The organism is Streptomyces lavendofoliae (assembly GCF_014649735.1).
In the GTDB taxonomy this organism is placed as follows: Bacteria; Actinomycetota; Actinomycetes; order Streptomycetales; family Streptomycetaceae; genus Streptomyces; species Streptomyces lavendofoliae.
Genome location: NZ_BMTP01000014.1, coordinates 87373 through 99431, shown reverse-complemented (window position 1 = coordinate 99431; position 12059 = coordinate 87373). Strand labels below are relative to the sequence as shown.

Annotated in this window: 11 protein-coding genes and 1 tRNA gene; 6 read left to right on the top strand and 6 right to left on the bottom strand. The window is 73.7% G+C overall.

The genetic code is table 11. The features are described from left to right. Positions 1 to 29: 29 nt before the first annotated feature. Together IE109_RS24810 and IE109_RS24805 are read right to left on the bottom strand one after the other, a co-directional pair. The gene (locus IE109_RS24810; protein ID WP_189553468.1) at positions 30 to 1277 is read right to left on the bottom strand and encodes an ROK family protein; all 1248 of its coding nucleotides are present in this window, start codon (positions 1275 to 1277) and stop codon (positions 30 to 32) included. Between the two features lie 79 nt (positions 1278 to 1356). Beyond that, positions 1357 to 1441: transfer RNA gene (locus IE109_RS24805), tRNA-Leu, on the bottom strand. A gap of 142 nt (positions 1442 to 1583) precedes the next feature. On the opposite strand from IE109_RS24805, the gene IE109_RS24800 reads away from it, so the two are divergent. From IE109_RS24800 to IE109_RS24790, 3 genes are all read left to right on the top strand, one after another. Beyond that, positions 1584 to 2915, top strand: coding sequence for a M20/M25/M40 family metallo-hydrolase (locus tag IE109_RS24800; RefSeq protein ID WP_189553466.1), 1332 nt, complete (start codon positions 1584 to 1586; stop codon positions 2913 to 2915). A 176-nt stretch (positions 2916 to 3091) separates the two neighbouring features. Then, positions 3092 to 3325, top strand: a complete 234-nt coding sequence (locus IE109_RS24795) for a chaplin (RefSeq protein WP_189553464.1) — start codon at positions 3092 to 3094, stop codon at positions 3323 to 3325. A 139-nt stretch (positions 3326 to 3464) separates the two neighbouring features. Beyond that, positions 3465 to 4256, top strand: coding sequence for a chaplin (locus IE109_RS24790; protein WP_189553462.1), 792 nt, complete (start codon positions 3465 to 3467; stop codon positions 4254 to 4256). 70 nt (positions 4257 to 4326) lie between these two features. Here IE109_RS24790 and IE109_RS24785 read toward each other — a convergent pair whose 3' ends face one another. Continuing rightward, complete coding sequence (locus tag IE109_RS24785; protein WP_005319466.1) at positions 4327 to 4515, bottom strand: DUF5703 family protein; 189 nt, start codon at positions 4513 to 4515, stop codon at positions 4327 to 4329. A 47-nt stretch (positions 4516 to 4562) separates the two neighbouring features. Between IE109_RS24785 and IE109_RS24780 the strand changes: the two genes are divergently transcribed. Next, the gene (locus IE109_RS24780; RefSeq protein WP_189553460.1) at positions 4563 to 5222 is read left to right on the top strand and encodes a hypothetical protein; all 660 of its coding nucleotides are present in this window, start codon (positions 4563 to 4565) and stop codon (positions 5220 to 5222) included. A gap of 151 nt (positions 5223 to 5373) precedes the next feature. Here IE109_RS24780 and IE109_RS24775 read toward each other — a convergent pair whose 3' ends face one another. Then, on the bottom strand, positions 5374 to 7752 hold the full coding sequence (locus IE109_RS24775) for a helix-hairpin-helix domain-containing protein (protein WP_189553458.1): 2379 nt from the start codon (positions 7750 to 7752) through the stop codon (positions 5374 to 5376). After that, positions 7749 to 8732 (bottom strand): aldo/keto reductase, encoded by a 984-nt coding sequence (locus IE109_RS24770; RefSeq protein WP_189553456.1) that lies wholly within the window; start codon positions 8730 to 8732, stop codon positions 7749 to 7751. The genes IE109_RS24775 and IE109_RS24770 overlap by 4 nt, the downstream gene beginning before the upstream one ends. Before the next feature lie 165 nt (positions 8733 to 8897). Between IE109_RS24770 and IE109_RS24765 the strand changes: the two genes are divergently transcribed. Beyond that, positions 8898 to 9950, top strand: a complete 1053-nt coding sequence (locus IE109_RS24765; protein ID WP_189553454.1) for an LLM class F420-dependent oxidoreductase — start codon at positions 8898 to 8900, stop codon at positions 9948 to 9950. 296 nt (positions 9951 to 10246) lie between these two features. Beyond that, positions 10247 to 11032, top strand: coding sequence for a ferritin-like domain-containing protein (locus IE109_RS24760; protein WP_189553670.1), 786 nt, complete (start codon positions 10247 to 10249; stop codon positions 11030 to 11032). A gap of 18 nt (positions 11033 to 11050) precedes the next feature. Here IE109_RS24760 and corA read toward each other — a convergent pair whose 3' ends face one another. Beyond that, complete coding sequence (gene corA / locus IE109_RS24755) at positions 11051 to 12049, bottom strand: magnesium/cobalt transporter CorA (protein ID WP_189553669.1); 999 nt, start codon at positions 12047 to 12049, stop codon at positions 11051 to 11053. Positions 12050 to 12059: the final 10 nt, after the last annotated feature.

The following is a 12059-nucleotide window of genomic DNA, read 5'->3' as shown; positions in this document are numbered from 1 at the left end:
GCGCGGGGCGTGGGTGCCGCGGCGGGACGTCACCGCACCGCGCGTACCGCGTATCCCGCCGGGTCGGCGACGACGCCCCGCACCACCGCCGCCGCGGCGCCCCGGGCCGCGTCGCCCGAGGACGAGGAGGCCCGCAGCCGCCCGCTGCCCTCCGGCCACAGCCCCGACACGACCCGCAGGGTCAGTTCCCGGTCCACCGCCGGTCCCAGCCACGGCATCAGCGGCCGGTAGATCCCGCCCAGCACCACGGCCTCCGGGTCCAGCAGGTTCACCGCCCCGGACAGCACGAGCCCCAGCATCCGCCCGGCCCGCTCCAGCGCCGCCACCGTCCGGGCGTCACCGGCGCGGGCACGCCGTTCCAACTCCGCCACTCCCGGCATGCCCGCCGTCTCGTCGAGGCCCGCGCCCCGCAACAGCGCGGCCTGGCCGGCGTACTGCTCCAGGCACCCGCGCGAACCGCACCGGCACCGCGGGCCCTCCGCGTCGGCCACGGCGTGCCCGATCTCCCCGGCGAACCCGTGCGCCCCGCGCATCAGCTCACCGTCCACGACGACGGCGCCGCCCACCCCGATCTCGCCGCTGAGGTACAGGAAGCCGCGCACCCGTTCCGGCCCGGCGCCCACGCCGAACCACAGCTCCGCCAGGGCCGCCGCGTTCGCCTCGTTGTCCGACCCCACCGCCGGCGCCGGCCGCCCGGGACGCAGCGCGCCCAGCGCACGCGCGAACAGTGTTTCCGCGGCGACCCGGTTCCAGCCGAGGTTCGGGGCCTGGCGCACGGTGCCGCCGGACACCAGGCCCGGCAGCGCGAGCCGCGCCCCGGCCGGGTGCAGGTCCTGCCCGGCCGCCGAGGTGAGCGTCCGCGCCGCGATCCGCGCGGCCCGCTCCAGCACCTCGGCGGGGGCGACCCCCCGGTTGTCCACGTGTTCGGTGAGCCGCACCCGGTCGCTGCCGGCCAGGTCGACGACGCAGACGGAGACGTAGTCGATGTTGACCTCGACGCCGAGCCCGGCCGGCCCCGTGCGCGCCACCCGCAGCGCGGTCCCGGGCCGTCCCGCCTGCCCGCTGAACGTCTTGCCCTGCTCGGTGAGGAACCCTCCGGCGAGCAGTTGCTCCACCAGCGACGACACCGCCGCCCGCGTCAGCCCCACCCGCGCCGCGACGGCCGCCCGGGTCGCCTCGCCCTCGTCGTGGACGGCCCGCAGCACCAGGCTCAGGTTGTGCCGCCGCACGGTGTCCTTGTCGGCCTTGGGCTCCAGCGGATCGGCAGTGTTCTTCATCGTGCGGCCGAGCCTATGCGACGCCCGGACACACGGAAGCGCGGGCCCGGTCTGCCGACCGAACCCGCGCTTCCCGCTGTGTCCGAGGGGGGACTTGAACCCCCACGCCCGATAAAGGGCACTAGCACCTCAAGCTAGCGCGTCTGCCATTCCGCCACCCGGACAAGGTGTCTGTCTCGCGGCCCGTGGCCGTTCCGACGTGGAAAACCATAGCAAACATTGGGAGTGCCCGATCACGCCCCCACCCCCGACGGGGGAGGAGGCAGGATGGGAGGACCCAGCAGCAGCTACGCGGGAGGAACCAGCGTGAGCGAGTCGAGCACGGCGCGAACCGCCACCGTCACGGGCGAGGACGAGGTCACCGACCTCTGCCGCGACCTCATCCGGATCGACACCAGCAACTACGGCGACCACTCGGGTCCGGGGGAGCGGGCGGCCGCCGAGTACGTCGCCGAGAAGCTCGCCGAAGTGGGTCTCGAACCGAGGATCATCGAGTCGCACAAGGGGCGTGCCTCGACCGTGGCGCGGATCGAGGGCGAGGACCCCTCCCGGCCCGCGCTGCTGATCCACGGCCACACCGACGTCGTCCCGGCCAACGCGGACGACTGGACGCACCACCCCTTCTCCGGCGAGATCGCGGACGGCTGCGTCTGGGGCCGGGGCGCGGTCGACATGAAGGACATGGACGCCATGACCCTCGCGGTCGTACGGGACCGGCTGCGCAGCGGGCGCAAGCCCCCTCGCGACATCGTGCTGGCCTTCCTCGCCGACGAGGAGGCGGGCGGTACGTACGGCGCCCGCCACCTCGTGGACAAGCACCCGGACCTCTTCGAGGGCGTCACGGAGGCGATCGGCGAGGTCGGCGGCTTCTCCTTCACCGTCAACGAGAACCTGCGCCTGTACCTGGTGGAGACCGCCCAGAAGGGCATGCACTGGATGCGGCTCACCGTGGACGGCACCGCGGGTCACGGTTCGATGACCAACACGGACAACGCCATCACGGAGCTGTGCGAGGCGGTGGGCAGGCTCGGCCGGCACACCTGGCCGGTGAGGGTGACCAAGACGGTGCGGTCGTTCCTCGACGAGCTGTCCGACGCGCTCGGCACGCCGCTGGACCCGGAGGACATGGACGCCACGCTCGCCAAGCTGGGCGGCATCGCCAAGATGATCGGCGCGACCCTGCGCAATTCGGCGGCTCCGACCATGCTCGGCGCCGGGTACAAGGTCAACGTCATCCCCGGTCAGGCGACCGCGCACGTGGACGGGCGCTTCCTCCCGGGGTACGAGGAGGAGTTCCTGGCCGACCTCGACCGGCTGCTCGGGCCGCGGGTCCGGCGCGAGGACGTGCACGCCGACAAGGCGCTGGAGACCGACTTCGACGGTGCCCTGGTGGACGCCATGCAGTCCGCGCTCAAGGCGGAGGACCCGATCGCGCGCGCGGTGCCGTACATGCTGTCCGGCGGCACGGACGCCAAGTCCTTCGACGACCTGGGCATCCGCTGCTTCGGCTTCGCGCCGCTGCGGCTCCCCCCGGAGCTGGACTTCGCCGGGATGTTCCACGGGGTCGACGAGCGCGTGCCGGTGGAGGGCCTGAAATTCGGGGTGCGGGTGCTGGACCGCTTCATCGACGCGAGCTGAGGTCCCGGCCCTATTACCTGGAATAGTCAGGTGAAACGAAACTCCAATAATCGCCCGCGTGTGCACATCTGACCGAAAAGGGTGAACGGCGTCATCGGGTCGTAGCCCGATTACCTCCCTGTCGTTACAAGTGATGCGGTCCGCGGCTGGGACCGCATTGCCAACAAGGAGGAATAATGATCAAGAAGGTCGCCGCTGTCGCGGTCGCCACCGGTGGGCTGGTCCTGGCCGGCGCGGGCATGGCCGTTGCCGATGCGAATGCGGACGGTGCCGCCGTGGGCTCTCCCGGTGTCATTTCGGGCAATGTGGTCCAGGTTCCCATCCACATCCCGGTCAACGTCTGTGGCAACACCGTGGACATCATCGGTCTGCTGAACCCGGCTTTCGGGAACGTCTGCATCAACGACTGACGTCGAGCCTCGACCCCCAGTGGTCTGAGCCCGGCCGGCCCCGGAGCGCGCGCCATGCGTTCCGGGGCCGCTGGACATTCGTACCTCCCGGCGCTGTGCCCGGAGGTATTCGGGAAGCCTAGAAGGCAGGGAACCAGCTATGCGACAGGTCTCGCGAAAGGGCCTGACCATCGTGGCGGCCGCGGGTGGCGTACTCGCCCTCGGCGGCGGATTCGCCCAGGCGCACACCGGCGCCGACGCCCACGGGGCGGCGACGAATTCTCCGGGCGTCGCGTCCGGGAACAACGTGCAGGCACCGGTGAGCGTGCCGGTGAACGCGTGCGGCAACACGGTGAACGTCGTCGGCGCGCTCAACCCGTCGTTCGGGAACAAGTGCGTCAACAAGTCCAGCGGCGCCAAGGCGAACGGGGTGGCCGCGAACTCCCCGGGCGTCGCGTCCGGCAACAACGTGCAGGCACCGGTCAACGTGCCGGTGAACGCGTGCGGCAACAGCGTCGACGTCGTCGGCGCGCTCAACCCGTCGTTCGGCAACGGCTGCGCCAACGGTCACCCGCACAAGCCCGGCCACCCGGGCAACCCCGGGAACCCGGACGAGCCGGGCAAGCCGGATGAGCCCGGGAAGCCGGATGAGCCCGGCAACCCGGACGAGCCCGATGAGCCCGGCAACCCCGGGAACCCGGACGAGCCCGGTACGCCCGACGAGCCGGACGAGCCCGGGAAGCCGGGGACGCCGGACAAGCCGGACAGCCCGGAGCAGCCCGGTTCGCCGATCGAGCCCAACGAGCCCGGTCCGCAGACCGTCACCCCGCCGCAGGCGGATGACGAGCTGGCGCTCACCGGTGCCGCTCCGCTCGGCATGCTGATCCCGGCGGGCGCGGGCCTGCTGCTCGGGGGCACGGTCCTCTACCGCCGCGCCCGGCAGTCCTCGTAGTCCCCGTCCTCGCGGACACGACGGAGCGGGCCTCGCGATCGCGGGGCCCGCTCCGTTCTGCTCGCCACCCTCACCAGGTGGCGCGCACCTGACGGATGATGCGCCGGCGCAGCCGCACACGACGGCTGCCGTCCCGGTGCAGACTCAGTCGGTCCAACTCCCAGTGTCCGTACTCGGCATGGTCGGTCAGCAGACGGGTCGCCTCCTTGCGGGACACCCCGCGAGGTACGTACACGTCGACAAATTCGTATTCCGGCATCGCATCTATTGTGCGGGCACCGGCCCGGTACGGATAGCGTCTGCACTATGTCTGATGCTGCGCAGCCCACCGCTGCCGAGGTACGTGCCGCCGCCGAGGCGGTCAAAGCCGCACTGGACCGTCACCTGGAGGCGGTCGAGAACCGCACGGGTGATGACGACCCGGCCGTCTATGCCGCCTTCAACGCCCTCGCCACCGCTGCCGAGGCCTACGACGAGCGGCTCTACGACCGCTACGACGAGGTCACGCCCTTCGAGATCCCCGGCGTGGAGGACTCCCTCCCGCCCTACGAGGGCCCTGAGGAACCCAACGCGCTGACCGTGCTGATCCGCCGCGACTACTCGGTGGTCGAGCCACAGCGCCTGCTGGCCCAGTCGCAGCGCGTCGCGGACCTGGACCGGGAGGACGGCGGCGGGCAGGCCGCCGCGGTGGTGGGGGCGAGTGTCCACGCGGCCCTGGGCGTGCTGTTCGGCGAGTTCGAGCCGGACGAGATCGCGTCGCGGCACAAGGAGTTCGGCCTGGAGGAGGGGGACTCCACCCTGTGGGTCGCCGCCGCGGACGAGCTCCCGGAACCGGGCGAGTGGCTGAGCACCCCGTTCGACCAGGCGGACCCGGGCCGGGTGATCTGCCGGTTCGACGTGAGCGCGGTGTTCGACGAGGACGAGTTCCACGGCGATCCGGACACCGTCGGCCCGGACATCGCCTGATCCCCCCGGGCGCCTCCGACGGGCCGCGCCCGCCGAGGGCGCCCGCGGCCCGGCCCCGCCCCCAGGCCCCCGTGAGGACCGCCCCAGCGGCCCGCGCGGGGGCCTCGTGCCGTCCCGGGGGACCCGGCCGACCGCCGGGTCCGGTGGGCCGTCACTCCTCCGGGGTGGCCAGGAGCGACTCCAGGAGGGCCCGCAGGCGGGTGGTGCGCGGCCGGGGGAGCGTCTCGGCGACCGCGCGCGGAAGCGCCTGGTCCACACCGTGGACCACCGACAGGTGGCGCTCACCGCGGCTGAATGCGGTGTAGACCCAGGCCCGGTCCAGCGCCCCGGCCGCGTCCCCGGGCAGCACGACCACCGCCGCCGGCCACCGCATGCCCACCGCCTGGTGGGCGGTCATCGCCCAGCCGTGCCGGACCGCCGTCCCGACCCGGTCCTTCGGTACGACGACCCGCTCACCCTCGCAGTCCAGGTGCAGCCCGTCCGCGTCCGCCGAGAGCACGGCGCCCGGCACGGTCCGGCCCGGCGCCGGGGCGTACGCGACGCGGTCGCCCGGGTCGAAGCCGCCGAAGCGGCCCGGCCCCGGGTTCAGCCGCTGCTTCAGCGCGGCGTTGAGCGCCCGTGTGCCCGCCGCGCCGCCATGGCCGACGGTGATCACCTGGGTCTGCTCGGCCGGCACGCCGAGCGCGCGCGGCACCGAGTCCGCGACCAGCTGCACCGTGCGGTGCACCGCCTCGCCGGCGTCGCGCACCGGGACGATCACGACCTCCTTGCCCGGCGCCTCGACCTGGTTCAGCTCACCGATCCCGATGCCGGACACCAGCTCCCCGACCGGCCCGGGGTCCGGCGTGCGCGACGCGACCTGCGGGCACGCCCCCGCCGCCAGGACGTCCGCGAACACCCGCCCCGCGCCCGCCGACCACAGCACGCCCGGGTCGCCGCTGAGCACCAGACGGCACCCGTCCGGCAGGGACTCCACCAGCATCGCGGCCGTCTCGACGTCCAGCTGCGGGGCGTCCAGCACGACCAGCAGGTCCAGCGCGAGGGCCCCGTCCTCGTCCCGTCCCGGCCCGTCGGTGCCGGCCAGCAGCCCGGCGACGGTCACCGCGCCGGCGTCGGGGCCCAGCCTCCGGCGGCCGTTCTCCGTGTACGCGGCCACCGCCGTCCGCAGCCCGATCCCGCGCCCGGCTCCGGCCAGGGCGACCGCCTCGGCCCGCGCCGCCTCACCGCCCGTGTGCGCCACCAGTCCGTGCTCGGCGACGGCCCGGATCAGGTCGGTCGGAGCGGCTTCCCGCCAGCGGGCGTCCGGGCCGCTGCGGGCGAGCCGGGCCAGCCCGTCGGCGAGGCTCTCCTCCGCCAGCGCGTACCGGTCGAGCCCCAGCAGCACCGGCAGCGGCTCCGTGTCCCGCGCCCCGGCCGGCTCCTCCTCGCCGGCCTCGTCCTCGCTGTCCTCCGGCCCGTCGTGGAAGACCAGCACCGCGCCCTCGGCGATCGCGTGCCGCACCGCCTCCTCCGGCGCGGGCACCGCGTGCTCCGCGAGCGCCGTCCGTACGTCCGCCGCGTCCAGCGCCGTGTGGCCCTGGAGGGCGGCCCGCTGGAGCACCCACCCGATGAGCGCTACCGTCCGCCGCTCGTCACCGGGGCCGCACTCCGCGCCGAGCAGGGCCCGGGCGAAGCCGTCGGCCTGCTCCGGGCGCACGCCCGGCACCGACAGCAGCTGCCAGGGGTCCTCGCGCAGCACGTCCGCCGCCGTGTCCCCCAGGAGGTCGGCCACCCGCGCGGCGAGCGCCTCGGGCGCCCCGCCCTCGGCCAGAACCACCCGTACCGCCGCGACCGTCTCCGGCGGCGCCACCCGCGCGGGGCGGACGACCTCGGCGCCGGCCGCCGGCCGCGCGGCCGGGACGGGCGTCTGGGCGGCCTGCCGCGGCGCGGGCGCGGGGGAGCCGAAGAGCGCAGTGCCGGACGACGCGCCGCTCTCCACCGCGCGTACCGCCGCCAGCAGGTCGGCGGCCGTACCGCTCAGCTTGGTACCCGCCTCGATGGGGCCGCCCTTCTCCGCCTTGCGCTGCTCGATACGCGCTCGCAGCTCCCGCTGCGCCACCAGCTCGGCCTCCGCCCCGGACACCCCTCCGGCGCCGCCGCCCTCGGCGCCGCCGCCCTCGGCGCCGCCGCCCTCCGGCGTCGCCCCGGCTTCCGCACCGCCGGCCGGCCCGGGGGTGGCCGCGTCATCGCCGGACGACGCGTCCTCCGGCCCCTCGTCCGCGTCCGCGCTCTCCGGCCCCCCGTCCGCGTCCGCGCTCTCCGGGCCCTCGTCCGCGTCCGCGCCGGCGGGCGTGCCGTCCTCCGGGGTGCCAGGGGCCGTGCCCTCCGCGGCGGCGGGAGTGTCCTCCGCGCCGCCCCGGGGGTTCGGGGCCGCGTCCTCACCGCTCACGCCGCCGCCCTCCGCGGTGGCGGACGTGGTGGCGGACGCGGGGGCGTCCTGGTCGTCGTCGGCCGGGGGGCCGGGGGTTGCCCCCCGGGGAAGCGCGGTCACAGCGTGCTCCAGTCCTGATCGGGATAGCGGTGCACCGGCGCCGACACGTCGTCGAGCGCCCGGCGGATCTCGTCAGGAAGACTAAGGGTCTCCACTGACAACGCGGCCGCGAGCTGCCGCGCGTTGCGCGCGCCCACCAGCGGCGCCGCCACCCCGGGCCGGTCGCGCACCCACGCCAGCGCCACCTGCACCGGGGTGGCCGCGAGCCCGTCGGCCGCGGTGATCACCGCGTCGACGATCCGCGTCGCCGAGTCGTCCAGGTACGGCTCGACGAACGGCGCGAGCCGGTCCGAGGCGCCCCGCGAGTCGGACGGCGTGCCGTGCCGGTACTTGCCCGTCAGCACCCCCCGCCCCAGCGGCGAGGACGGGAGCAGCCCGACGCCCAGGTCCAGCGCGGCGGGCAGCACCTCGCGCTCCACGCCCCGCTGGAGCAGCGAGTACTCCATCTGCGTGCTCGCCAGCCGGGCGCGCGCCCCGCCCGCGGCCAGCTGCCAGGTCGCGGCCTTCGCCAGCTGCCAGCCGCAGAAGTCGGACACGCCCACGTACCGCGCCCGCCCGCTGGTGACCGCGATGTCGAGGGCCTGGAGCGTCTCCTCCAGCGGCGTCCCCGGGTCGAAGGCGTGCACCTGCCACAGGTCCACGTAGTCCGTGCCGAGCCGGTCCAGTGACGCGTCGAGCGCCGCGAGCAGATGGCCGCGCGAACCGTCGACCCGCCGGTCCGGGTCGGGAACGCCGCCCGCCTTCGTCGCGATGACGAGGTCCCGGCGGGGGACCAGCCGCTCCACGAGCCGGCCGAGCAGGTACTCGGCCTCGCCGCCGCCGTACACGTCCGCCGTGTCGATCAGCGTCCCGCCGGCCTCCCAGAACGCCTTCAGCTGGTCCGCCGCGTCGTGCTCGTCGGTGTCCCGGCCCCAGGTCAGGGTGCCGAGGCCGATCCGGGACACACGCAGGCCGGTACGGCCGAGATGCCTCTGCTCCATGGCCGCGAGATTACTGGCCAGAGGCCCACGCGGAGAGAGCCTGTGGACAACCCCGTACGCGGTGCCGGGCCGTCCTCCTCCTGTCGGGGCGCGGGCTCGCGCGCTAGAGTCCGGACCCAGATCGTTACTGATCAGTAAATGAGTCGACGAGTAAGGGGACCGGCTATGCGGCTCGGCATCAACCTCGGCTACTGGGGCGCGGGCATGGACGGCGACAACCTCGCCGTCGCCCAGGAGGCGGACCGCCTCGGCTATGACGTCTGCTGGGCCGCCGAGGCGTACGGCTCCGACGCCCCGACCGTCCTGGCATGGGTCGGCGCCCAGACCGAGAACATCGACATCGGCTCCGCGATCATGCAGATCCCGGCCCGCCAGCCCACCATGACCGCCATGACGGCGGCCACCCTCGACTCGCTCTCCGGCGGCCGGTTCCGCCTCGGCCTCGGCGTCTCGGGCCCGCAGGTCTCCGAGGGGTGGTACGGCGTCAAGTTCGACAAGCCGCTCGCCCGCACCCGCGAGTACGTGGAGATCGTGCGCAAGGCGATGGCCCGCGAGCGGCTGACCCACGAGGGCGAGCACTGGACGCTGCCCCTCCCGGGCGGCCCCGGCAAGCCGATCAAGCTCACCGTCCACCCGCAGCGCGAGCACATCCCGCTCTACATCGCCGCCATCGGCCCGAAGAACCTGGAGCAGACCGGCGAGATCGCCGACGGCGCGCTGCTGATCTTCCCGTCCGCCGAGCACCTGGAGGACACCGCGCTCCGGTACCTCCGCGCCGGCCGCGAGAAGGCGGGCCTGACCATGGACGGCTTCGACGTCTGCCCGACCCTCCCGCTCGCCGTCGGTGAGGACGTCACCGGGCTCGCCGACATGTTCCGGCCGTACACCGCGCTCTACGTCGGCGGCATGGGCAGCCGCAAGCAGAACTTCTACAACCAGCTCGCCCAGCGCATGGGGTACGAGAAGGAGGCCGCCGAGATCCAGGAGAAGTACCTCTCCGGGGACAAGGCAGGCGCCGCCTCCGCCGTCCCGCACCGTCTGATCGACCAGACGACTCTGCTGGGTTCCGTGGAGCGGATCGCCGACCGGATGCAGGCGTACGCGGCGGCCGGGGTCACCACCCTCACCCTCGCCCCGGCCGGCTTCACGCTGGACGAGCGGATCGCGGCGCTGCGGGCGGGCACCGAGGCTCTGGAACGCGCCAACCTGGTCGACTGACCTGCCCCGCCACCCGGACCGTCCCGGCCTCCGGACAAGCCTGCGGCCGTGGTGGGGGCTCGGGGTCATCCCCGCCACGGCCGTCACGCTGCACAACGCTCCACGCCCCTCCGGGGTTACTGCCCCGGCGCATCCGGCTCCCCGGAAGCGCCGTTCGCCACGCGGCGCCCCCGGTGCTCCGCCATCCGGCGGACTTGCGCGCCCATGTGGTTGCCACGCCCTTTCTGCGGCATTTGACTCGTTCGTCGCGGTACTTCGCGGAAGTGCGCACACACGCGCGTATGGAGGTGGCATTGATGCTGTCGGCCCGAAGCCTGTTCCAGGAGATCATCGACAACGACGACTCCTACCGGCTGTTCTGTTCCATCGCGGCCAGCGGGGAGGCGCAGGGCGGCTGGGAGAACGCCCGCATCGCGGCCCTCCTCCCCGAGAGCATGCGCGACCTCGCCCCCAAGGTCACCCGGCACGGTGCCGACGAGGACAAGCACGGCCGGATCTTCACCGCCCTGCTCAAGAAGCGCGGCCTGGAGCCGGTCCCGGTCCCGCCCGAGACGGACTACACGATGCTGCTGGAGCAGCGCGGCATCGGCCTGGCCCACGAGAAGCTGCGCCGGGACCGGCCGCTGACGGAGGAGGACATCCTCGTCTACCTCTCGCACAGCCGGGTCACCGAACAGCGGGCCGCCGACCAGATGGACATGCTCGTCAAGTTCTTCGGCGACCACCCCGAGGTCGGCAAGGCCATCCGGCAGATCTGCGAAGACGAGGAGAACCACCTCGCGTACTGCCACGAGGAGCTGCTGGGCCTCGCGTACGCCGGACACGGCCGGGCCATCCAGCGCACGCTGCGCCAGTGCGCTCTCGCCGAGATCGGCGTCTACCGCGACGTCAGCCTGGCCGTCATGGACCACATGGGCCGCATCCTGAAGTGGCCGGCCGCCAAGCGGACGGCCCTCTCCCTGGGCATCCGGGGCATGTACGCCTACGAAAGGGCCGGCGGCTGGCGGCGCATGGTCGACCTCAGGATGCCGGAGCGGCGCAACGCGCTCGGCGGACCGGCCGAGCCCGCCCCGGCGTACTGAGCGGCCCGGGGCGGCGGCTCACAGCCAGCCCCGGCGCTTGAAGAGCCGGTACAGGCCGACGACCGCCACCCCCATCAGCACGATCACGGCCGGATAGCCCCACACCTGGTGCAGCTCCCACATGTGGTCGAAGTTCATGCCGTAGACGCCCGCGACCATCGTGGGCACCGCGGCCATCGCCGCCCACGCCGAGATCTTCCGCATGTCGTCGTTCTGCCGCACGCCCATCTGCGCGAGGTGGGCGGACAGGATGTCCGACAGCAGCCGGTCGAGCCCCTCCACCTGCTCGGTGGCGCGCGTCAGGTGGTCGCTGACGTCCCGGAAGAAGGGCTGGGCGTGCTCGCTGACGAAGGGCACGCCGCCGCCCGCCAGCCGGGCCATGGGCGCCGCCAGCGGGCCGGTGGCCCGGCGGAACTCCAGCACCTGGCGCTTGAACATGTAGATGCGCGACGCCGTGTTCTTGGCGTCGCCGCCCGCCGGCTGGAAGACCTCGGTCTCCATCTCCTCCAGGTCGACCTGGAGCTCGCCGGCCACCTCGATGTAGTGATCGACCACCGCGTCGCTGATCGCGTACAGCACGGACGTCGGCCCGTGCCTGAGCACGTCGGGATCCGCCTCCAGCCGCTTGCGGACGGCGGACAGGGGCGCGCCCTCGCCGTGCCGGACCGTCACGACGAACGAGTCGCCCACGAAGACCATGAGCTCGCCGGTGCTGACCGTGTCGGTCTCCGGCTCGTACACGACCGGCTTGAGGACCATGAACAGCGAGTCGTCGTACACCTCCAGCTTGGGCCGCTGGTGGGCCTTGAGGGCGTCCTCCACGGCCAGCGGGTGCAGGGCGAACTCGTCCGAGACGTGATCGAACTCCTGCTCCGTCGGTTCGTGCAGCCCGATCCACAGGAACGAGTCACCCGCCTTGGCGGCCCGGGCCGCCGCGAGCGCGTCGGAGAAGTCGGACGGGCCCTCACTGCGGTGCCCGTCCCGGTAGATGGCACAGTCCACGATCACGGCGCGTATTCTTCCCCGG